This is a genomic window from Bacillus sp. 05T21 (assembly GCF_056396785.1).
On the sequence record NZ_JBFTMD010000012.1, the window covers coordinates 114,990 to 136,596 of the forward strand.

22 protein-coding genes and 1 pseudogene are annotated in these 21,607 nt (G+C 35.9%); 12 read left to right on the forward strand and 11 right to left on the reverse strand.

Annotated elements, in window-relative coordinates:
- Window positions 1-264: 264 nt before the first annotated feature.
- From AC1DKZ_RS20120 to AC1DKZ_RS20130, 3 genes are all read left to right on the forward strand, one after another.
- Window positions 265-1,557 carry an NCS2 family permease gene (locus AC1DKZ_RS20120; RefSeq protein WP_002029772.1) on the forward strand — a complete coding sequence of 431 codons (1,293 nt, stop codon included), beginning with the start codon at window positions 265-267 and terminating at the stop codon, window positions 1,555-1,557.
- Window positions 1,558-1,696: 139 nt separating this feature from the next.
- Complete coding sequence (locus AC1DKZ_RS20125; RefSeq protein ID WP_000301182.1) at window positions 1,697-1,897, forward strand: helix-turn-helix transcriptional regulator; 201 nt, start codon at window positions 1,697-1,699, stop codon at window positions 1,895-1,897.
- 4 nt (window positions 1,898-1,901) lie between these two features.
- A complete protein-coding gene (locus AC1DKZ_RS20130; RefSeq protein WP_016101797.1) occupies window positions 1,902-2,336 on the forward strand; it encodes a hypothetical protein in 435 nt (144 codons plus the stop codon).
- A 33-nt stretch (window positions 2,337-2,369) separates the two neighbouring features.
- Here AC1DKZ_RS20130 and AC1DKZ_RS20135 read toward each other — a convergent pair whose 3' ends face one another.
- The 8 genes and pseudogenes from AC1DKZ_RS20135 to AC1DKZ_RS20170 all read right to left on the reverse strand — a co-directional run.
- Window positions 2,370-2,807 carry a GNAT family N-acetyltransferase gene (locus tag AC1DKZ_RS20135; protein WP_088031276.1) on the reverse strand — a complete coding sequence of 146 codons (438 nt, stop codon included), beginning with the start codon at window positions 2,805-2,807 and terminating at the stop codon, window positions 2,370-2,372.
- A gap of 14 nt (window positions 2,808-2,821) precedes the next feature.
- Complete coding sequence (locus AC1DKZ_RS20140; RefSeq protein ID WP_002090894.1) at window positions 2,822-3,112, reverse strand: DUF4022 family protein; 291 nt, start codon at window positions 3,110-3,112, stop codon at window positions 2,822-2,824.
- Window positions 3,113-3,130: 18 nt separating this feature from the next.
- Window positions 3,131-4,960 carry a monovalent cation:proton antiporter family protein gene (locus AC1DKZ_RS20145; RefSeq protein WP_002090890.1) on the reverse strand — a complete coding sequence of 610 codons (1,830 nt, stop codon included), beginning with the start codon at window positions 4,958-4,960 and terminating at the stop codon, window positions 3,131-3,133.
- A 269-nt stretch (window positions 4,961-5,229) separates the two neighbouring features.
- Complete coding sequence (gene qoxD, locus AC1DKZ_RS20150) at window positions 5,230-5,541, reverse strand: cytochrome aa3 quinol oxidase subunit IV (RefSeq protein WP_242248228.1); 312 nt, start codon at window positions 5,539-5,541, stop codon at window positions 5,230-5,232.
- The gene (gene qoxC / locus AC1DKZ_RS20155; RefSeq protein ID WP_002029841.1) at window positions 5,542-6,144 is read right to left on the reverse strand and encodes a cytochrome aa3 quinol oxidase subunit III; all 603 of its coding nucleotides are present in this window, start codon (window positions 6,142-6,144) and stop codon (window positions 5,542-5,544) included.
- 13 nt (window positions 6,145-6,157) lie between these two features.
- Window positions 6,158-8,092 carry a cytochrome aa3 quinol oxidase subunit I gene (gene qoxB, locus AC1DKZ_RS20160; protein WP_002063826.1) on the reverse strand — a complete coding sequence of 645 codons (1,935 nt, stop codon included), beginning with the start codon at window positions 8,090-8,092 and terminating at the stop codon, window positions 6,158-6,160.
- A 33-nt stretch (window positions 8,093-8,125) separates the two neighbouring features.
- Window positions 8,126-9,001 (reverse strand): cytochrome aa3 quinol oxidase subunit II, encoded by an 876-nt coding sequence (locus AC1DKZ_RS20165; RefSeq protein ID WP_002010605.1) that lies wholly within the window; start codon window positions 8,999-9,001, stop codon window positions 8,126-8,128.
- 294 nt (window positions 9,002-9,295) lie between these two features.
- Window positions 9,296-9,503: pseudogene (locus AC1DKZ_RS20170) on the reverse strand (amino acid permease); the annotation flags it as partial.
- Window positions 9,504-9,910: 407 nt separating this feature from the next.
- Here AC1DKZ_RS20170 and AC1DKZ_RS20175 point away from each other — a divergent pair.
- The 8 genes from AC1DKZ_RS20175 (at window position 9,911) to AC1DKZ_RS20210 (ending at window position 17,741) form a co-directional block, all read left to right on the forward strand.
- Window positions 9,911-10,621 carry a C39 family peptidase gene (locus AC1DKZ_RS20175; RefSeq protein WP_033708611.1) on the forward strand — a complete coding sequence of 237 codons (711 nt, stop codon included), beginning with the start codon at window positions 9,911-9,913 and terminating at the stop codon, window positions 10,619-10,621.
- Between the two features lie 281 nt (window positions 10,622-10,902).
- Window positions 10,903-12,078: an amidohydrolase gene (locus AC1DKZ_RS20180; RefSeq protein WP_113937935.1), complete on the forward strand. Its 1,176-nt coding sequence runs from the start codon at window positions 10,903-10,905 to the stop codon at window positions 12,076-12,078.
- Window position 12,079: 1 nt separating this feature from the next.
- Window positions 12,080-12,277 (forward strand): DUF3311 domain-containing protein, encoded by a 198-nt coding sequence (locus tag AC1DKZ_RS20185; RefSeq protein WP_002029838.1) that lies wholly within the window; start codon window positions 12,080-12,082, stop codon window positions 12,275-12,277.
- A complete protein-coding gene (locus AC1DKZ_RS20190) occupies window positions 12,274-13,746 on the forward strand; it encodes a sodium:solute symporter family protein (RefSeq protein ID WP_476996932.1) in 1,473 nt (490 codons plus the stop codon). Before AC1DKZ_RS20185 ends, AC1DKZ_RS20190 begins: the two co-directional genes overlap by 4 nt.
- A 101-nt stretch (window positions 13,747-13,847) precedes the next feature.
- Window positions 13,848-15,326, forward strand: coding sequence for a spore germination protein GerLA (gerLA, locus tag AC1DKZ_RS20195; RefSeq protein ID WP_476996933.1), 1,479 nt, complete (start codon window positions 13,848-13,850; stop codon window positions 15,324-15,326).
- Window positions 15,327-16,451: a spore germination protein GerLB gene (gene gerLB / locus AC1DKZ_RS20200; protein ID WP_476996934.1), complete on the forward strand. Its 1,125-nt coding sequence runs from the start codon at window positions 15,327-15,329 to the stop codon at window positions 16,449-16,451.
- A complete protein-coding gene (locus AC1DKZ_RS20205; RefSeq protein ID WP_476996935.1) occupies window positions 16,435-17,601 on the forward strand; it encodes a Ger(x)C family spore germination protein in 1,167 nt (388 codons plus the stop codon). The genes gerLB and AC1DKZ_RS20205 overlap by 17 nt, the downstream gene beginning before the upstream one ends.
- Window positions 17,602-17,612: 11 nt before the next feature.
- On the forward strand, window positions 17,613-17,741 hold the full coding sequence (locus AC1DKZ_RS20210; protein ID WP_012260330.1) for a hypothetical protein: 129 nt from the start codon (window positions 17,613-17,615) through the stop codon (window positions 17,739-17,741).
- 63 nt (window positions 17,742-17,804) lie between these two features.
- Here the strand turns inward: AC1DKZ_RS20210 and AC1DKZ_RS20215 are convergent, their stop codons facing one another.
- The 3 genes from AC1DKZ_RS20215 to AC1DKZ_RS20225 are packed head-to-tail and all read right to left on the reverse strand — an operon-like array spanning window position 17,805 to window position 20,159.
- The gene (locus AC1DKZ_RS20215; RefSeq protein WP_000443603.1) at window positions 17,805-19,205 is read right to left on the reverse strand and encodes a nucleoside recognition domain-containing protein; all 1,401 of its coding nucleotides are present in this window, start codon (window positions 19,203-19,205) and stop codon (window positions 17,805-17,807) included.
- Entirely contained in the window at window positions 19,183-19,905 is a 723-nt protein-coding gene (locus AC1DKZ_RS20220) for a FeoB small GTPase domain-containing protein (protein ID WP_476996936.1), read from the reverse strand. Before AC1DKZ_RS20220 ends, AC1DKZ_RS20215 begins: the two co-directional genes overlap by 23 nt.
- The gene (locus AC1DKZ_RS20225) at window positions 19,902-20,159 is read right to left on the reverse strand and encodes a FeoA family protein (protein ID WP_002090873.1); all 258 of its coding nucleotides are present in this window, start codon (window positions 20,157-20,159) and stop codon (window positions 19,902-19,904) included. The genes AC1DKZ_RS20220 and AC1DKZ_RS20225 overlap by 4 nt, the downstream gene beginning before the upstream one ends.
- Window positions 20,160-20,669: 510 nt before the next feature.
- Between AC1DKZ_RS20225 and AC1DKZ_RS20230 the strand changes: the two genes are divergently transcribed.
- A complete protein-coding gene (locus AC1DKZ_RS20230) occupies window positions 20,670-21,569 on the forward strand; it encodes a phosphate ABC transporter substrate-binding protein PstS family protein (protein ID WP_219300026.1) in 900 nt (299 codons plus the stop codon).
- The last annotated feature ends 38 nt before the right edge of the window (window positions 21,570-21,607 follow it).

Sequence of the window (21,607 nt, forward strand, 5' to 3'; positions counted from 1 at the left end):
AGAAGAATCCCCCTTGTAGAATGAGCTACCTAAATATTTAACTATTTCAAATTATAAAACATTTCTATCTGTTATGCTACAAAAATAATCAAAATGAACTGTACTACATCTGAACTTGTCAGACTTAAACTTAAAATTCTCACTATTAGAGAATATATTGACTCTTCTTTTTATTGATTGTTAAGATTAAGTATTATATTTTCTCACATACTAGTAAGAAAAGAATGTGTGATAATAATTCAGGTGTAGGAAGGGTACATAGCCATGTTTCAATTACAAAAATATAACACTTCTGTGAAGCAAGAGCTTTTAGCGGGCATCACAACTTTTTTTACATTTGCGTATATTCTTGTCATCAATCCGAAAATATTATCTGATGCAGGTGTACCATTTGATCAAGCGTTTACGGCAACTATTATTGCGACAGTTATTGGGACGCTATGTATGGCGTTTTTAGCTAACTATCCAATTGTTATTGCTCCAGCTATGGGGATGAATGCATATTTTGCTTATTCTGTCGTTCAACAGGCAGAGGGGATTACGTATGTCATTGCGTTTTCGGCAGTATTTGTAACAGGTATCATTTTTCTTTTATTATCTTTCACTTCATTTAGGCAAAAGCTAATTATCGCAATTCCTGACAGTTTAAAACATGCAATTGCAGGTGGAATTGGACTATTTATTGCTTTTATTGGATTACGTCTATCTGGAATTATCGTGGATCATCCATCTAACTTAGTTACGATTGGTGATTTTCATTCTCCAGCCGTTATTTTAACTTTAATTGGTTTAATTTTAGCGGCAGTATTAATGGTATTACGTGTGAGTGGTGCATTATTTATTAGTATGATTGTGACAGGAATTATCGCCTTCTTTACGGGGCAACTGAAGTTTGAGGATAAAATTGTAGCGATGCCTCATTTACCAGAGGGTATTATCGTTTCAAATCCAATCAATGCTTTTTCAGATGTAATTCAGTATGGATTATATGGTGTTGTATTTTCATTTTTACTTGTACTTTTATTTGATACGACAGGTGCATTACTCGGTTTAATTAAACAAGCTGGTTTAATTACAGATAATACAGAGAAACGTTTTGGCAAAGCGTTTATTGCAGATGCGATTGGCGGAACGACAGGTTCTATCTTCGGAACAAGCCCAACAGCAGCAACGATTGAATCGTCAGCTGGTATTGCTGCAGGTGGTAAAACTGGATTAACAGGTATTGTAGTTGTTGGTCTAACGATTATAACGGCATTTTTCAGCCCTGTTATCGCGTCTTTATCAAGTGTAGCTGCTATTACAGCTCCTTCATTAATTATTGTAGGTAGTTTAATGGCACAAAGCATTCGTGATATTAATTGGAATGAATTTGAAGATGCATTACCAGCATTTTTAATTTTCGTTGGTATTCCGTTAACGTCTAGTATTGCAAATGGAATTGCAATTGGATTTTTAGTGTATCCAGTATTAAAAATTGTGAAGGGGAAAGGGATGGAAGTACATCCGTTACTATATTTATTTACAATTTTATTTGGATGTCATTTATTCTTATAGTATAGAGATAGGAAAGGGGGCTTCTTATGAGAGGCTCCTTTTTTGTGTATAATAAAGTGAAAAAAACAAATCAATTACGTAAAATATAAATTACTTATTGGAATATATATGTTACAATAAAGGCAGAGGAGGAACATGAATGGCTGTAAGTAAAATAAAAGTCGCACGTGTTCAGTTAGATTTAACACAACAACAATTAGCAGAAAAAGTAGGCGTCACAAGGCAAACAATTAGTTTAATTGAGAAGGGGAAATACAATCCATCTTTAGATTTATGTTTGAAAATTTGTTATGCAGTAGATAAAACATTGAATGATTTATTTTGGGAGGAAAAGGAGTGATAGGGTGAAAATCGTGAAAGATGAACGTTTAATGATTGAGGGATTAAAACATATTAGATTGGCTTTCATCTTACAAAATGTCGTCATACTAGGCATTGTTTTTTACCGTTACGTCTTGCAAGGGGCAGGGTATGAAAGTGTTTCGGATTTATTAATGGTATTTATGGGCGGGATAATAGTTATTAACTTTTTAAACTTAAAAAATTCGGTGGAAGTGTATGAGCATACAGGTGGAGTATCGCGTAGTTATTTCATGAAACTATTATTAATTCCAGTAGGGATTGTTATTGGACTGTTAGCTATTTGTATCATTGTAACACCAGGTATTTCGATAAAGGAAATTAGTATAACAGGACTTATTATGTTTGTTTGCTTTTTAATTCCTAGTTTGTTTATATACATATATATGAAAAAAATAAAAAGTGAAAATGAAATATAAGAAAAGCTTTCTGCAATATGCAGAAAGCTTTTCTTATATTTCTTTATACATTACTTTATGTAGTCCTATTGGATCAATCTCGAAGATTTCACCATGCTCATGGAAGCCTAATGGTTTGTAATAATCCGCTACGGTAATTCGGGCATTACACCATAGAATATTTGCTTCGCGTTCTTGGAGGACTTGTTCAGCTTTACGGATTAAGGAGCTGCCAGCATGCTGGTTTCGGAAATTAGGTAATGTTGCCATTCCTCGTAGACGATAGTGGTTACCAGCTTTTAAATCAGGATGTATTTCTTTAGAGAAAGAGGCGATGCTAACAAGTTCATCATGTAGAAATGCACCTAAATGAAAGGCGTCTGTTTCGTAATCTGAATCGTATTTACAATCTTCTAATGATTGATTGGGACGCAAAACCTTTTGACGTAATAAGTATGTTTCAGATGCATCAATATGTTTCACTGTAATCATAATATCCCCCTTTCTTATAAGCCTTTTTCTATAAGTTGTAAGAAGAAATATGCGGGTGCAACGAGAAGTCCTAGTATGCTAGCTGTTCCGAGAAGGAGTGAAATTAAGAGACAAAAGTACTTAATTCCATTCGATTTTTTCCATCCATAACTACAAATTTCAATGCTAATACCGATGAGAATAATGGCGACGAGTACTTCTGCTAATAATAAGAGAGCTAAAGTTGAAATAGACATAATGTGATTCATCCCCATAATATGTGATAGTAACATTTTACCATATGAAATTGAAAAAATGCCCCTCATTTATGTGAGGGACATTTTCTATTCTAATATGTTTTTCATTGTATCAATATGTTCTTTTGAACCCGTTACAAGTAAAGTATCGCCATGCTGTAACTTCGTATCACCATGTGGTATTAATGCTTTATTACCACGGTAAATTTGAATGACAAGTACATCACCTAGAAACGGAAGGCGACGAAGTGCTAAGCCATTATATTTATTACTTCGTAGTTCAACCTCACGCACCGTTTCATTTGCTGTTGTAATCAAGCGAACGAGACTCGGTTTATCAATAAGTGCACGTAATAAAATACGTGTAGAGTTAATAGTCGAGAATACAGCGATATGTTCTTGAGTCGCTTTTTCTTGTAGAAGGGGATCTTCTACACTTGCGATGACGTGTTCAACACCTAATTCTTTTGCGTGTTCTGCTAATAATAAGTTTTGTTCATCATCACTTGTCGCAACAACAACACGGTCTGCTTCGAAAGCTTTTTGCCCCATTAAAGATTGAATAGTAATCTCATCTAATTTTACAATAGGGAAGTCATGAGATTTCGCTTCCTCATCATTTATTTTATTTTGACGTATCATATATAGTGTTACGTCATAATCTTCACGTTTTAAATCAAGTGATAACGGAAGGGTAATTCTGCTTGCACCAATAATAGATACTTTCGGTTTTGGTGTTTCCACTTTTGGAAACATCTTTTTAAATAATATAGGTGCAAAAATACAAGTAATAACTGCACTTAAAATAAGAGATGCTGATAAACTTGGGCTAATGATGCCTAGCTTTTCACCGATTTGTGCAGCCGCAATAACTAAAGAAAGTGTTGATGTTAACAAAATAGCACTTCCGAGTACGATATTGCGTGGGTACCATTTTCGTAAGACGAGTGATGGCAACAGTTTTGAAATAAAGAGTCCCACAATTAGAATTGGGATCATTAGCATACTAGAAGGCTCGTTAAAAATAGACCATACTTCTAGATTTACACCAACCATTACGAAGAAAATAGGAATGAAGAAGCCATATCCGATGGAATCAAGTTTTTCAACCATATCTTCATTTGGTGATAATAAAGATACGAGTACACCTGCTAAAAAGGCTCCCAAAATATTTTCTGCCCCAACAGATTCAGATAATCCAACTAATATTAAGATGAGTGCAAAAACAGCTCGTGTATCAATTTGTACACTACCGGCTTTTAAGCTTTCTAGGTATGGAATATTTTTAAAACGTCTTGCGACAAAGTAAATTACAATACCAGCACCGAATAGAAGAAGTAGAAGCCACATGCTTTGGCCACTTTCGGAATTTAATCCGACGAATACAGCGAGTAAAATCATTGTAACTAAGTCTGCAATAACAGCGACTAATAAAATGATTTGCCCGATTGCGGTTTTTCCTAAGTTATTTTCTTTCAATGTTGGTACGACAACACCTAAAGAAATAGTTGAAATAATTAAAGTCATGAACATTGCATTGTCTACGAATCCTAGCCATACGAATATTAATGATAGGGCATAAGATAAAATGAAAATAAACAAGAAGATAATGCTTGCTGCTTGGAATGTGTTCGGTTCGTTTGTCGTATTCTTTTTCCCTTTTTGTTTAAAGATCGAAAAGTCAATTTCTAAACCACTTAAAAACATTAGGAAGATAAATCCTAGTGTTGATAAGACTTGAAGCCACATATCTGGCTCAATGATGTTAAATCCACTTTTACCTACAAAGATTCCTGCGATAATTTCTGCAACAACGACAGGAAGTGCGTTTAATTTAAAGCGCTGTAACAAAAGGGGAACGAAAAACGCGATTGCGACGACAACCATAAGTGATAGAACAGAAGAATGATGTTCCATTGCGTTCTCTCCCTTCAAATAAATATAGTAACTATTTAGCCATATAATAGGAAGAAAAGCAACGGATATGGTTTCGATTTCATAAAGAAAGAGTTTTCTTAACATTTGTCGTAATAAGTATATTTTTCATGATTTTGTTGTTAATTCCGTAATGTGGATGTAATAGGGGAGGGGATAAAGTGAAACTTTAATCAGTGGGGGTCTTACTGCTCGTTAATGCGGGATAAAAAAAGACTGCTGAGGAATCCCAGCAGTCTTTTTCATGCAAATTACATTGAGAAGAAGATCCATACAGTAAGACCAACTGTTGCAGTTGCAACGAAGAAACTGTATATCATTGTAAGAACTTGAATTCTTCCTTCTCCTTCTTTTAAGTGCATGAACATAATTAATTGTAATAACGCTTGCGCAACTGCCATTATGATGATAGTTGTTAATATCGTTGAAAGTGGCAGGTTTGTGTAAAGTGCCACGTATAACGCTAGAAACGTTAGTGCAAGCGATAAAATAAATCCGAAAACGTGTGACCATGGGAATCCGCTATGCCCATGCTCGTTTGCTTGGTTGTTATTTTGACCCATTTACGCCACCATCCCGTTCAAGTAAACTAGTGTGTAAATAAAGACCCAAACAAGATCAAGGAAATGCCAGTATAAGCTGATAATAAATACTTTACGAGCTGTAACTGGTGTTAAACCTCGTTTTAAAATTTGGATAATAACACAAGTTGCCCAGATGATACCACCTGTTACGTGAGCACCATGCGTTCCAAGAAGAACGAAGAATGCCGATAAGAAAGCACTTGTTTGAATCGTTGCACCTTCACCAACGTACAAAATGAATTCTTCAATTTCAAAGAATAGGAAGCCTGCACCTAAAAGTAAAGTCAGGATAAACCAAGCTAACATTCCTTTTTGATTGTGTTTACGCATTTCGTGAATTGCGATCCCACATGTAAAGCTACTTGTTAAAAGTAACAGTGTTTGAATTAAAAGTGTTTTAACTTCAAACAACTGCGCTGGTGTTGGGCCATCAGCCGTACGACCAGCAAGGACTAGATAAGAGGCGAAAAGTGTTGCGAACAGCATAATTTCAGCCCCAAGAAAAATCCAGAATCCTAGGATATTCAATCTGCTTTGCTCGGATTGATATTCCAAAGGTAAGCTTTTATCTAAAGCCGCCATGTCATTTCACCTCTCATGCTATATGTTCTGTTTCTTTAATTTCATCAACGCTTACGTAGTAGCCATCATCATAATCGAATGAACGATAGATTAAGCAACCTAAAATACCAATACCACCGATTGCTGCAATCCAGAACCAGCTAAATACTAATGCAAAACCTGCAAGACCGAAGAATAAAGACGCAATAATAGGCACACCAGAATTACTTGGCATGTGAATTGGTTTTAATTCATCTGCTGTTGGTGTAATTGTTTCTCCACGTTTTTTCATGAACCAGAAAGCATCAGCTTCTTTAATTTCAGGAAGTTTCGCGAAGTTGTAATGTTGTACAGGAGATTGAGTTGCCCATTCAAGTGTACGGCCGTCCCATGGATCTCCAGTTGTGTCACGCTCACCGTGACGTGCACTCCAAATTACGTTATAGCAAAGGATTAGGAAGCCAATAGCCATCATTACAGCACCAACAGATGCGATTTGGTTTAGCCAGCCCCATCCAAGACTTTCAGAGTAAGTGTACATACGACGAGTCATACCGTCTAAACCTAAGAAGTACATTGGGAAGAAACAGATGTTAAATCCGCTCATAAAGATCCAGAATGTCCATTTACCTAGGCGTTCATTTAACATATGACCTGTCATTTTTGGATACCAGTATGTGAATCCAGCAAGCATAGCGAATACTGTACCTGCGATTAATACGTAGTGGAAGTGAGCAATTAGGAAGTAGCTGTTATGGTATTGATAATCAGCTGCTGCCATTCCAAGCATAACCCCTGTAACTCCACCAACTACGAAGTTTGGAATAAATGCCAATGACCAAAGCATTGGAACTGTAAAACGAATACGTCCTTTATACAGTGTAAACAACCAGTTAAAGATCTTAACACCGGTTGGAATCGAAATCGCCATTGTCGAAATCGAGAAGAATGAGTTAACCGCTGGACCTGCACCCATAGTGAAGAAATGGTGAAGCCATACGACGAAACTTAGTAAAGAAATTGCAACCATCGAGTACACCATCGCACTGTAACCGAATAGACGTTTACGTGAGAATGTACTAATGATTTCAGAGAAAATACCGAATGCCGGTAAAATAACAATATATACTTCAGGGTGACCCCATACCCAGAATAGGTTGGCCCATAACATTGGCATACCGCCGCTCGCCATCGTAAAGAAGTGAGCATCGAATAGACGGTCAAATGTCATTAATGCAAGAGCAACTGTTAATACTGGGAAAGCGAAAATAATGATAATTGTTGTAATTAAGATTGACCAAGTAAACATTGGCATTCTCATTAATTTCATACCAGGTGTACGCATTTTTAAGATAGTAACAAGGAAGTTAATACCGGTCATTAGCGTACCGAGACCTGAAATCTGTAATGCAATTGCGTAGTAGTTATTTCCTACACCAGAAGTAAACTCTGTACCTGCCATTGGGAAGTAAGAAGTCCACCCAGCGTCTGGAGAACCACCGATTACGAAAGCGATGTTGAATAACATTGCTCCGACAAAGAATAACCAGAAACTTAAAGCATTTAAGAACGGATATGCAACGTCACGAGCACCAATTTGTAATGGTACTACAAGGTTCATTAATCCCATAACGAATGGCATTGCCATGAAAAGAATCATTACCGTACCATGTGTTGTAAAGATTCCGTTATAGTGTTCAGCGTTTAAATAAGTTGTTTCCGGGAATGTTAACTGGGCACGAATCATTAAACCATCCATACCACCACGGAATAACATTATAACGGCAGAGATAATATACATGGTCCCTATTTTTTTATGGTCAACAGTTGTCAACCACTCATCCCAAAGCCATCTCCATTTTTTGTACTTTGTTAGTACGAAAAGAATCGCTAATGTCACAAGAACGATAGAAGCGTCAGCTCCGTAAATAATCGGGTCACCTGTGACAAAAAATTCATCAAGCTTCACTGTGTTCACTCCAATCTGTTGGAATAATAGCTATTATTTTTTGTTTTTGTAGTAGTTGTAATCACAATATTCAAGTGATTTTGGATCTACATAACTTAAGTGGTGACTAGAGAACGTCATACGCCCCACTACACCAGGTTTAATAATTTCGTTGTATTTCTTTTCTGATAATTTAGGGGCAGTTTCTTGTACTTCTTTTACCCACTTATCATATTTCTCTTTAGTTTTTGCTTCAACTTCGAATTCCATGTGAGTAAATCCTTCACCAGAGAAGTTCGAGCTACGACCTAGGTAAGAACCTGGTTTGTCAGCTTGTAAATATAAGTCCATGATCATGCCATCCATTGTATACTTCATACCACCAAGTTCTGGTACCCAGAAAGCATTCATTGGACCTACAGAAGTCAGTTTAAATTGAATTGGTACACCAGCTGGGATGTTTAAATAGTTAACGGTTTCAATTTTTTCCTCCGGGTAACTAAATAACCATTTCCAGTTTGCAGATGTAACATAAATTTCAACTGGTTTAATATGTTTGGACTCTTGCGGAACCTCTTCCGAAGCATAAGTTGCTTTAACTGTTGGAATCGATAATGCGATAACGATAATAACAGGAATAATTGTCCAAATGATTTCTAATAATGTGTTACCATGTTGATCAGGTGGCTCATAGTCCATATTCTCTGGTTTTTCACGATAACGAATCAAGATGACTGTAAACAAGATGAATACAATTGCGATAATTAATGACATAAGCAAGAATGACCAAACAATTAAATCATACTGTGCTTTTGCAACAGGTCCTTGCGGATTTAATACTGCGAGTTTTTTATCACAGCCACCGAGGAACAGAAGTAATGATAACGGAAGAAGCGAAGCCAACTTCCAAAATGCTTTCTTTAGTTGCACGATTGAAAATCTCCTTTCTCCTTGGATTGAAACTATGCCAATAAAACAATATAAACCTATTAATTTATAGATGGCAATAGTTTTTGTTATATTGTTAAAAAATAGACACAAATGCACGCTTTTTAAGGTGAATATCATTTGTAACTTGATAACATTGTAAACTATTTTCCAAATAAAAACGTGATTGTGAGAATTTTAAGATAAATAAAGTTATACCAACATACCCAATAAATAGAAAAAAATTATCTTATCATAAGGAAAATTACTGAATTTTTAATATATTCAGTTTGTTACCTAAGTTATATTTCTTTTTTGCTCAAATGTGACAACTTTCCGAAACTTTAACTCGGTATAAAATGTAACAAATGATCATAAATGGAACCCCGCAATAAAGAGCAATTCTCTGATCTGGAATGAAAGCTAAACTAACAAATGTAAGGAAATTGAGTGAGAAAGCTACGATTCGAACTATTGGATAAAGTGGTGTGCGGTATTTTAATTCTGCTTGTTCTACTTGTTGATTCATATGTCCCTCCCCCCATATTTTTTTGTATGTTTTAACTAGATTTTATTCGGTGCTTTTAATCATTAGTGGGGGTGAAAAACATACTTGGTTTATTTTGTTGTGAACTGAGTATGTAAAGGAAAAACTAACTATGACTAAATACCTTAGAATGTTTATTAACCTAGTGAAGGAAACGTGATTCTTTCACTAGGTTAATAATTTTGTTTTTTAGTTAAAAATTCCGAAAAATTATATTTTTTCTTTCTATTTCAAACAATCGGAATTTTAAAAAGGTATTTGTGAATAATAATTCACAGAATCTTTCTAGCAAACTAGTAAGAAGAAAGGTACAATGATAGGAGTTGTGCCTTTAAAATAATTGATATAATGGAGTTTGGTTTATGATGAAAAAGTTAAAATATATTTTTATTTTCGGTATTATATTTGCTGTCGTGTTCTTTTTCGAGAAAGATAAAATTATGAAAAAGGCACAAGAATTTCGGTTAGACCTTTTCTCTGAGATGAAAGAAAGTGCAATGATTACAGAGGTTCCGTTTATTAGACAGTTACCTGAATTACCTAGAGGTTGTGAAGTGACAAGTTTAACTATGCTACTACAACATAAAGGTGTACAAGTAGATAAGATGCAACTTGCTAGTGAAATTCATCGCGTTCCATTTAAACAAGATGGTTTGCATGGAAATCCGTATGAGGGATTCGTTGGAAATATTTACACGAAAGCTGAGCCGGGATACGGTGTATATAATCAACCGATTTTTAATTTAGCAGAAAAGTATGTTCCTGAAAAAGTAATTAATTTAACGGGTAGAGACGTGCAAGATCTATATAAAGTAATTAGTTCTGGTTCTCCAGTATGGGTAATTATTAATACAACGTTTAAACCATTAGCCGAAAGTAGTTTTGAAACATGGAATACGAGTTCAGGTGAAGTGAAAATTACATATTATGAGCATAGTGTTGTAGTAATTGGGTATGATCAAAACTTTGTATACGTAAATGATCCTCTTGCAAACAATCCACGAAAAGCTGTTCCTCGTGCTGAATTTGAAAAGGCATGGGAGCAAATGGGGAAACAAGCAATTACTATTTTATAAAGTGAAACTATAATCAGTGGGGGTTTTGTTCATCCCCCACTGATTATTAGTTGAACCAATCGGGCGTTTACGGGCAGTTAATCTCCCACCTAACTTCTTTGCTCCAGCCGAATTTTGAGGTGGGAGTTTTACTGCCCGTTAATGCGGGATAAAATGAAAAGTCATCTTGAGATGGCTTTTTCTTTTTGAATATTCGTTATAGAAAATTCTGAAAATTCTTTCGGAAGTTAACAATTCACGCTATAATAACATTTAACTTGGTAAAGAAGGGGAGAAGAGAAATGGATGTCGCAAAGGAACTTGTTTTATCAAAGAATCAGTTGATTGAGTGGAGAAGGCATTTTCATAAGTATCCAGAGTTATCTTTTCAAGAAGAAAAAACATCTCAATTTGTATTCGACATACTTCGGGAAATCCCGTATTTAGAAGTCTCAAGGCCTACTAAATATAGTGTAATGGCAAGGTTAATTGGTAGGCAGCCTGGTAAAACTATCGCGGTTCGTGCTGATATGGATGCTCTTCCTATTCATGAAGAAAATAAGTTTGATTTTATTTCTATATATCCAGGTGTGATGCATGCGTGTGGTCACGATGGTCACATGGCAATATTGCTTGGTGTAGTACATAAGTTGGTAGAGGAAAGAGAGAAAGTTAAAGGAGAGATTCGCTTTTTATTTCAACATGCAGAAGAAAACTTTCCGGGCGGTGCAGAGGAAATGGTCGCAGCGGGAGTGATGACAGGTGTGGATTACATTATTGGTGCTCATCTTTGGGCGTCATTAGAGGTTGGAAAAGTAGGTGTAATTTATGGTCCTGCGATGGCGGCGCCGGACGTTTTTAAAATTACGATAGAGGGAAAAGGTGGGCATGCTGGAATTCCGCATGAAACAGTTGATAGTATCGCCATTGGTGCGCAAGTAGTTTCGCAAATTCAGCAAATTGTATCTCGCCTCACGAATCCGTTAGATTCTCTCGTAGTATCTGTTACACAATTTCATTCTGGGACAACTCATAATGTTATCCCGGAACAAGCGGAGATTGAAGGGACAGTGAGAAGTTTAAGGCATGAATTAAGAGAAGAAACAAAGAAGAAGCTTGAAAGGATTGTAAAACATATTACAGAATCCTACGGTGCTAAGTATACATTTTCTTATGAATATGGATATCGCCCAGTTGTGAACGATTATGAAGTTACAGAGCTTATTGAACATACAGCATTACAGCTTTATGGAAGAGAAAGGGTTGTTCGTTTACAACCAACGATGGCAGGAGAAGATTTTTCAGCATTTTTACAAAAGGCACCAGGGACGTTCTTTTTTATAGGGGCAGGAAATGAAGAGAAGGGAATTGTATATCCGCATCATCACCCTCGTTTTACAATTGACGAAGACGCATTACCAATTGGAGTGGAAGTCTTTGTATCATCCATTATGAATTTTATAAGTAAAGGAGAATGAGATGAAGAAAATACACGTGCTAGCACTTATTCCAGTTCTTTGTTTAGTAGTTGGACCAGTATTTGCAAATTCGGTCACTCCTTACGTATGGGGGATGCCATTTTTATTATTTTGGGTACTATTATCAGTGCTCATTACGTCTCTTTGTATGGGTCTTGTGTACGTATTCGATCCTGCTAATAAGGGGGACGTAAAATGACTGCATTATTTATCATTATTATATTTTTGTTTCTCGCACTATTTTTAGGAATTCGGGCACAACATGGAAAAGATATGAATTTAGAACAATGGTCAGTTGGAGGAAGAGGATTTGGAACTATTTTCGTTTTTCTCCTTATGGCAGGGGAAATTTATACGACGTTCACATTTTTAGGAGGAAGTGGCTGGGCTTATAGTAAAGGAGCTCCTACATTTTATATTTTAGGGTATGGTGCATTAGCTTATATTTTATCGTATTTCTTATTGCCTCCAATTTGGAAGTATGCAAAAGAACATAACCTCATTTCACAATCAGATTTCTTTGCGAAGAAATACAGGAGTAAGACGCTTGGGGTAATTGTTTCAATTATTGGTGTTATTTCGATTATCCCGTATCTTGTTTTGCAATTAAAGGGATTAGGAATTATCGTTTCGGAAGCTTCCTATGGAAGAGTGACACCTGTTATTGCGGTATGGATTGGTGCTATTGTTATAACTATTTATGTAATGGTTTCAGGTATACATGGATCGGCTTGGACAGCTGCTTTGAAGGACATTATGATACTATTCATCGTTATGTTTTTAGGTATATATTTACCGTATCACTATTACGGAGGATTTCAACCGATGTTTGAAGCTGTAGAAGCTGTAAAACCAGGTTTTTTATCTTTACCTGAAAAGGGAATGAGTATTTCTTGGTTTGTTTCTACTATTATATTAACGGCTCTCGGTTTTTATATGTGGCCTCATACATTTGCCTCAGCTTTCTCAGCGAAAAGTGAAAAAGTATTTAGGAAAAATGCAGCAATTATGCCTCTCTATTCTTTAGTTTTGCTTTTTGTGTTCTTTGCAGGTTTTGCTGCTATCTTGCAAGTTCCAGGGTTAAAGGGAGCGGATGTAGATCTTTCATTATTCCGTCTGGCTCTTCAAACGTTTGATCCTTGGTTTATTGGGATTATTGGTAGTGCAGGAGTGTTAACGGCATTAGTTCCAGGTTCCATGCTTGTTATGGCGGCATCTACGTTGTTAGCAAAAAATATTTACCGAACAATGGTGCCATCTGCTTCAGATAGACAAGTTGCAAAAGTAGCTAAGTTATTTGTACCTGTTGTAACGCTTGTTGCAGTATTGTTTACATTTAAAGGGGGAGAAACGATAGGGGCTCTTCTTTTAATGGGATACAGTATAGTTACGCAACTTTTCCCTGCGCTTGTATGTAGTTTGTTTCCTCGTCAAATTATTACGAAACAAGGTGCGATTGCCGGGATGGGAATTGGGTTGTTAATTGTCGCATATATCACCTTATCTGGTTCTACTATAGCTACGATGTTCCCGGGTGTCCCGCAGTATATGAAAGATTTGAATGTAGGTATAGTCGCGTTGTTAGTTAACATTATTGTGATGTTTGTAGTTAGTGGATTCACAAGAAATGTATCTGTAAAGACCGACAATATAATAGTAGAAAAGTAATTCATATGTTAGAGCTATCTTGGAAAAGAGATAGCTCTTTTTTGTATATATTTTCTTCTATTAGCGGAATCTAACTAAAAACTTGTTGAAAAGGAAGTTAGGTGGGGAAGTTGTTAGAGCTAAAAGGTAACTTGTTTGAAGTTATGAAGGAAATTAGAGATGAGTTAGGTTCACCTAATGATTTAACAATTAGAGAAGTTGCTCTTGCTGGTAGTTTTACACGTTGTGCGGTTGTTTTCTTATGTGGATTGACAGATAAGGATAATGTTTATAAATATGTAGTTCGTACACTTCAATATGAAGAAATACCAAATGAAGCAGCTGTGGTTCAGACATTATTGGATCGTTTTATTTCTATTGCAGAAGTCGGTATGAAGACGACTTTTCCAGATATTATAAATGCGGTTTTAGCAGGAGATACAGTCATATTAATTGATAATATTCAAACGGCTATTGTTGTTAACAGTAGGGCTTGGGAGAAAAGAAGTCTAGAACCGCCAGTGACAGAAGATTTAATTCGTGGACCGAGGGTTGGGTTAAATGAAGATATTAATGTGAATAAAATGTTAATTCGCCGTGGTTTACGTGATCCGAAGTTACGGTTTCAATCTTATATTATGGGGAAGCGATCGCAGAAAGAAGTAACCCTAGTATATATAGAGGATATTATTAACCCTTACATCGTAAACGAGCTAGATCGGCGTCTTCAATCAATAGTGACAGATGTCATTTTTGAGACAGGAACGATTGAGCAATTAATTCAAGATAATAATTTATCGCCGTTTCCGCAGTTTTTAAATACAGAAAGACCAGATAATATAGTGGCTGCATTGGCGAAAGGGAAAGCGGCCATTTTAGTAGATGGGTCACCATTTGCTCTTATAGCTCCACTAGTATTTGTTGATATTTTTCAATCTGTAGAAGATCATTATGAGCGTTGGATAATTGGAACGTTATTAAGAATGTTACGTATGGGATCAGGTATTGCTGCTGTTTTATTACCTGCCATGTACGTAGCGCTTGTATCGTATCATCAAGGGCTTATTCCATCTAAACTAGCTTATTCCATTGCGGGAGCGAGAGAAGGGGTACCGTTTCCTGCTTATATAGAAACGTTAATGATGGCATTAACGATGGAATTAATACGAGAAGCCGGGATTAGGCTTCCGAAACCGATGGGACAAACAATTGGCATCGTAGGCGGTCTTGTAATTGGAGAAGCGGCAGTAAATGCGGGGATTGTAAATCCGTTTTTAGTAATTATTATTGCGGTTRCCGCAATTGCTACATTTTCACTTCCTGTATATAGCATTACGATTACATTTCGAATTTTACTTTTCGTCTTCGTGTTAGCTGCAACTGCTTTTGGGTTATACGGAATCATTTTAGCTCTTATTGCACTTGCAATCCATATTACAAATTTAAAGAGTGTTGGGGTACCGTATACAACACCTATTGCTCCTGCTTTTTATAAAGATTGGGAAGAAGAATTGGTTCGCCTACCAAAATCAATGTTAAAAGAGAGACCAGAATATTTACAAACGAAAGACTCTACACTACGTCCAAAGGAGCGAGAGTAATTGAAACCATTTGAATATGGGGATGAAGAAATTGGATCTCGGGAACTTGGTTTTGCGGTATCGTCAACAATTATCGGTATAGGTGCATTATCTATGCCTCGAGATATTGCTGACCAAACTTTATTTTCGGATGGTTGGATTATTTTGCTTTTGGGTGGATTGATATGTGCGGTTTTAGGTTGGTTTGTAACGAGGATAGCTATTTTATTCCCAAAACAAAACTTTGTTCAATATACAAGTGCACATTTGACGAAGCCTGTTGCATACACAATTAGTAGCATTTTAGTATTAACATTTGCTGCTTTGACCGCATATGAATCGCGAATGATTGCAATTATTTCACAAACATATTTATTTAGTGATACACCAATACAGCTACTCTCTTTCTTCTTCTTATTAGTTGTTATTTATGGAGTAGCAGGATCGAGAGCGGCTTTAGTAAGGTTAAATGTTCTATTTTTACCCATCGTGTTCATTGCGATAGTGTTGCTTTCTTTATTGAATGTGAATTTAATGGAAATAAACAATTTACTACCAGCTTTTCAAACGAACGCAAGTCAATATGCTATAGGAGTTAAAAATTCTATTTTCACATTTATCGGATTTGAGGTAGCTCTGTTTTATGCTGTGATGTTGAACGATAAGGCAGCGAAAAAAGCGCCAATGGCAGTTGCAAAAGCAGTGATGGTAAATGTGCTGTCATACATTTTAATTTATGTAACTTGTATTAGCGTTTTTACGTATATGACAACCCGTGGATTGACGTATCCAACAATTGAATTGGGTAAAGAAATTGAAATTGGTGGAGGTTTTTTAGAAAGATTTGATGCCATTTTTTTTACTACTTGGATTATTACTATTTATAACACTACAGCAATGTATTATGACGTCGCATCTTTATTATTTTGTGCTATGTTTCCGAAAGTGAAGAAACATATTTTCATTTTTGTAAGTGCCCCGATTATTTTTATGGCGAATATGATACCTAGTAATTTGAATACTTTGTCAAGTTATGGGACTTATTTAGCTTGGATAGATATGGGGTTTGTCGTGCTAGCGCCTTTGTTAGTTTTTATTGTATATAAAATAAAAAGAAGGAATGGTAGAAATGAAACACCTTCTTAAAATTATAATGGTTATGGTTTTAGCTGGATCTATAAGTGGGTGCTCTGAGCTAGAAGAAATAGAAGAAAGAGGATTTGTAGTAGGCGCAGCTTACGATATTGTGAAGGCAAAGAAATCAAATCCAATTATGAAAGGGACGTATCAGATGGTACTTCCCAGTAAGTTAGCGCAACAAGGTGGCCAAGGCGGTGGAGATAGTGAAAATTATATTAATGTTAGTGCGAAAGCAGATAGTGTCTTTGAGCAAATACGAATTATTGCTAAAAAAATTAGTCGCTCATTATTCTTTCCGCATATACAAGTGATAATTTTTTCTAAAGATTTACTAGCGAATCCATATGTTTTACAAAATACGTTAGATGTATATATTCGTGATCACGAGATGAGAAGAAATATTCGTTTGTTCGTTTCTAAGAAAAATGCAGAAGCTATTTTAAAGCAGAGTGCCAAGCCTGAGAACTTACCGGCACAGTATATTGATATGTTAGCTGAGCATCCTCCGAAAAATGCTCAAATGATTGAAGCTGCAAGAATTGGTGAGGTACAGCAAAAAATGATTACTAACCAAAGTTTCGTATTACCTATTCTCGAACTAACAAAGCAGGGGGTACAAATGAACGGGGCAGCGTTGTTTCGTGGAAAAGATAATAAGTGTGTAGGTAGTTTGAATGGAGAAGAAACATTAGGAATGAATTATGTAATAGGTAAAAAAATTGGAGGGTTCTATACTATCCGTAAACAAGGTCAGCTTGTTACATACGAAATTCATAAGATGCACCGAAAGATTAAAGTATTTACGGAAATTGCTACAAAACCGAAGTTTGATATCCATTTATCTTTGGAAGGGACCTTAGCAGAGTTGCATTTTAGTGATCATAAACAAATTATGAATGAAAAGCGATTAAAGAAAACCATTGCGGAGGAAATGGAGAAGCGTATCCAAAAATCTATTAAGCTTGTTCAAAAAAAATATAAGGTAGATGTATTAGCGTTAGGGGAAGTATATAAGCGGCATAATTATAAAGAATGGAAGAAGATAGATAAGAATTGGGATCAAGGTGAAAATTATTTTAGCAATGCTGAGGTTACTGTTCATGTTCATCCGACAATTGAGCATTCAGGTTCAGCTTTACCGAAGAGAGTGAAATAAGGTGATTTAAGTTGTTTACTGGACTAGGAATTAGTTGCACGATATTAATGGCGATTCTTCCGGGAGCCATATACTCCATTCATAAAAAAATCACAACGTATGGAGCTCAGCCGTGGAAAGAAAAAAAGAAACCTGAATAATTTCAGGTTTCTTTCGTGAAAAGCATATGTGAAGGGGGATACCTTCTATGTATGCTTTGTTTTTTATACAAGCCCTAACCAATGTACCAATTGTGTAGAGAGGAATGTCACAACAATGGCAATAACAGTAGGGATTGCGAACGATAAGAATGTCCATTTTGCACTTTTTGTTTCTTTATATATGTTAACTAGTGTTGTTCCACACGGGAAATGAAGGAGTGAGAACAACATTGTGTTTAAAGCTGTTAACCAAGTCCAACCATTTTCTAAGAATAGATTTTTAATTTGATTAAAATCATCTATTTCAGTTAAAGCGCCAGTTGATAAGTAAGACATTAATAAAATCGGGATGACAATTTCATTAGCTGGTAGCCCAAGAATGAATGCAGCTAAAATAAACCCGTCAAGTCCTAACATTTTAGCAAATGGATCTAGGAAGTTTACAAAATACATAAGTAAGCTTGTGTCACCGATGAAAATATTAGCAAGTAACCAAGTTAATGCAGCTGCAGGGGCAGCTACAACTACAGCTCGTTTTAAAACATATATTGATTTATCGAGTGTTGCGCGTACAATTGTATTCCAAACTTTTGGCTTACGGTACGGTGGTAACTCAAGTGTGTAGTGAGTCGGAACGCCTTTTAAAGCTGTTTTTGATAGTACCCAAGAAACGGTTAATGTCATAATGACACCAATTACAACCATTCCAACTACAACGCCAGCAGTAACAAGTGTTTGCATACTACCGGTATAACCAGCAGCCATAAATAGTGAAGCCATTAAAATTAACATAGGCCAGCGCCCATTACATGGAACGAAGTTGTTTGTTAAGATTGCAAGCATACGTTCACGTGGTGATTCAATAATACGTGTTGACATAATGGCAGCTGCATTACAACCGAATCCCATTGCCATTGTTAAAGATTGCTTGCCATGTGCACCAGATCGTTTGAATAAGCGGTCCATGTTAAATGCGACACGTGGTAAATATCCGTAGTTTTCTAATAGTGCGAACATAGGGAAAAAGATTGCCATAGGTGGTAACATAACGCTTATAACAGCACCGATACCACGGAATAAACCAAGTATTAAAATGCCATGTAACCATTCAGGTGCATGCGCTGCTTGGAACCAAGATGTTAAATATCCTTCTGCCCATCCGAAGAATTCAGCAATCATATCAGAGGGTACGTTAGCGCCTGCAATTGTAAGATAAAAAATAATAGATAAAATACCGAGCATAATTGGGAATCCCCAGATGGGAGATGTGAAAATTTTATCTAGTTTTTCAGAACGATACAATTTATCAGTATTTGTATATTGAACAGACTCTTTACATATACTTGCAGATGTTCGATAAATATCTCCGACAATATCATCTCGTATATCTTCTTTTGAGAGTGTCTGTGCATGTTGAATAATATAGTCTAATGGAAGAGCTTTACTGGCTGAGTGAGATTCCATTCATTACGACCTCCCTTACAAGTGGTTCATTATGTTGTTTTTGGAGTGTAGTTAAGAAATTTTTATCTCCATCTAATATACGTAACGCAATCCAACGTGCTGGATACGTATCACCGAACACTTTATAAATTTGTGGTTCTAATTCCTGAATCATACTTTCGATTTTTTCGCTGTAAGAAATTTTAATTGGTGTTGGAATTAGTTTTTTATTTGCTACTTTAGCGATCACATTTAGCAAATGACCAATGCCTACTCGGTTGCGAGCGGAAATCTTCACTACAGGTACACCGAGTGATTTTGCTAATTTCTTTTCGTCAATAATGATTCCTTTTTTCTCCGCTTCATCAATTAAGTTAATACAAATGACCACATCGTTTGTCATTTCCATCACTTGGAGTGCTAAATTTAAATTTCTCTCCATTGCAGTTGCGTCTATAACAACTACAGTTACTTCTGGTTTTTCAAATATAATATAATCTCGTGCTACTTCTTCATCTGCCGAATTTGAATACAGTGAGTAAGTTCCAGGTAAATCTATTATTGTATATATATTTCCGCCATGCTTATATTCCCCTTCAGCCTTTAAAACAGTTTTTCCCGTCCAGTTTCCAGTATGTTGTTTTAAGCCTGTTAAAGTATTAAATAATGTACTTTTCCCGGTATTCGGGTTACCAGCTAACGCAATGCGATGGTTACTCATCTGAAATCATCTCCTATTAATACCCCGAAAATAAGGGAGCTTTCTTCACTACGCAGTGCAATAGTTGTGTTGCTTACTTGATAAGCGACTGGGTCTCCAAGTGGGCTGCGTTGTAATACTTTAATTGTCGCTCCAGGAAAAAAGCCTAAATCTAATAAACGTCGTTTCATAGTTCCTTCTAATTGTATCTTCTCAATTTGTACAAATTCCCCTGTTCTGAATTCGGAAAGGGGTTTAGTATTAGCCGATACCATAAAAGTTACCTCATCTCTATATTTTTAGTTTTAGTTTAAAAAGTTTCCTTAGGTAAACTTTTTGATACTAATATAGTAGACTACATTTAATGATGCTGTCAATTAGTACTTTAAAAATATTCAAATATTTTTAGAATTGTTCCAATTTATTTAGTTGTACCGAAAAATATTATTGGAATTCTTCTTACATGTAAATAAAGTAAGAGTGTAAAAGCTTAAAAATATAGGGGAATTGTAAATATAGTTTTAACCTAAAGGGAAAAATAAAGAAAATCGTTTACATTGAATTTACATTGTTAAGATTAAATTTACAATACTACGTGTTTAGTGTGGGTTTTGTTGGCTTTTTCAACTGTAAATGTTGGAATGTCTAGCTTTTAGGGGATGTTATCTCTATTTACTTAAACTTAAAAATTGCTTAACACTCACATAATATTGTTGTCCTACAATGAATTTGTGTTCGAAAGAAGATGAATTCGAAAAGTGATAATCCAAATGGGGGTACAAGACATGGTTATGAAAAAGGGTATTAAATTTTCTTTAGCGGCTTTAGTTGTTGCAGGTGCATTAGTTGGATGTGGAAAAGCAGAAAGTACGGATAATAAGGAAGCTGCTAAAGGTAGCGATGCAAAACAAGAATTATCAGGTACGATTGCAGCGGCTGGCTCTACAGCTCTTCAACCTCTTGCGGAGGAAGCTGGAAAGAAATTCATGGAGAAAAATTCAAAAGTTTCTATTCAAGTTCAAGGTGGCGGTAGTGGAACTGGGATTAACCAAGTAGCATCTGGTGCGGTACAAATTGGTAACTCAGATGTTCCAGCTGGAGATAAAATAAAAGATGCTGAAAAAGCAAAAGAATTAGTAGATAACAAGGTAGCGGGTATTGCATTCGCGCTTGTCGTAAATAAAGATGTAAAAGTTGATAACTTAACAGCAAAACAAGTACAAGATATCTTCACTGGAAAAGTGACGAACTGGAAAGAGTTAGGCGGAAAAGATGAAAAAATCAATGTAATTAATCGTCCAGCTTCATCTGGTACACGTGCTACATTTGAAAAAACAGTTATGAAAGAAGCTAAAATTAATGATGGAACTGGTACAACACAAGATTCTAACGGTGCAGTAGAGCAAGCGATTAACTCTACTCCAGGTTCAATCAGCTATTTAGCAATGTCTTACATGGTTGGCGATAAGAAAGGTGCATTGCAAACTGTGAAAATTGATGGTGCTGAACCGAAGATTGAAAACATCTCTGCTGGTAAATATCCATTCTGGTCTTACGAGTACATGGTAACTAAAGGTGAGGCAAAAGAAGCGACAAAAGCTTACATTGATTATGTAAAAGGTAAAGATTTCGAAAAACAAGTAGAAGATATGGGTTACATCCCAATGTCTAAATTAAATAAGTAATAAAATTTTATGGGGCTGGCTGCAAGGTCAGTCCTGTT

Coding starts and splice junctions, on each gene's coding strand:
- AC1DKZ_RS20225 (WP_002090873.1), bottom strand. CDS start 20,159: ATGGTATCGGCTAATACTAAACCCCTTTCCGAATTCAGAACAGGGGAA.
- AC1DKZ_RS20145 (WP_002090890.1), bottom strand. CDS start 4,960: ATGGAACATCATTCTTCTGTTCTATCACTTATGGTTGTCGTCGCAATC.
- qoxC (WP_002029841.1), bottom strand. CDS start 6,144: ATGGCGGCTTTAGATAAAAGCTTACCTTTGGAATATCAATCCGAGCAA.
- AC1DKZ_RS20125 (WP_000301182.1), top strand. CDS start 1,697: ATGGCTGTAAGTAAAATAAAAGTCGCACGTGTTCAGTTAGATTTAACA.
- AC1DKZ_RS20180 (WP_113937935.1), top strand. CDS start 10,903: ATGGATGTCGCAAAGGAACTTGTTTTATCAAAGAATCAGTTGATTGAG.
- AC1DKZ_RS20175 (WP_033708611.1), top strand. CDS start 9,911: ATGAAAAAGTTAAAATATATTTTTATTTTCGGTATTATATTTGCTGTC.
- AC1DKZ_RS20220 (WP_476996936.1), bottom strand. CDS start 19,905: ATGAGTAACCATCGCATTGCGTTAGCTGGTAACCCGAATACCGGGAAA.
- AC1DKZ_RS20185 (WP_002029838.1), top strand. CDS start 12,080: ATGAAGAAAATACACGTGCTAGCACTTATTCCAGTTCTTTGTTTAGTA.
- qoxD (WP_242248228.1), bottom strand. CDS start 5,541: ATGGGTCAAAATAACAACCAAGCAAACGAGCATGGGCATAGCGGATTC.
- AC1DKZ_RS20135 (WP_088031276.1), bottom strand. CDS start 2,807: ATGATTACAGTGAAACATATTGATGCATCTGAAACATACTTATTACGT.
- AC1DKZ_RS20120 (WP_002029772.1), top strand. CDS start 265: ATGTTTCAATTACAAAAATATAACACTTCTGTGAAGCAAGAGCTTTTA.
- AC1DKZ_RS20190 (WP_476996932.1), top strand. CDS start 12,274: ATGACTGCATTATTTATCATTATTATATTTTTGTTTCTCGCACTATTT.
- AC1DKZ_RS20215 (WP_000443603.1), bottom strand. CDS start 19,205: ATGGAATCTCACTCAGCCAGTAAAGCTCTTCCATTAGACTATATTATT.
- AC1DKZ_RS20230 (WP_219300026.1), top strand. CDS start 20,670: ATGGTTATGAAAAAGGGTATTAAATTTTCTTTAGCGGCTTTAGTTGTT.
- AC1DKZ_RS20205 (WP_476996935.1), top strand. CDS start 16,435: ATGAAACACCTTCTTAAAATTATAATGGTTATGGTTTTAGCTGGATCT.
- AC1DKZ_RS20140 (WP_002090894.1), bottom strand. CDS start 3,112: ATGAGGGGCATTTTTTCAATTTCATATGGTAAAATGTTACTATCACAT.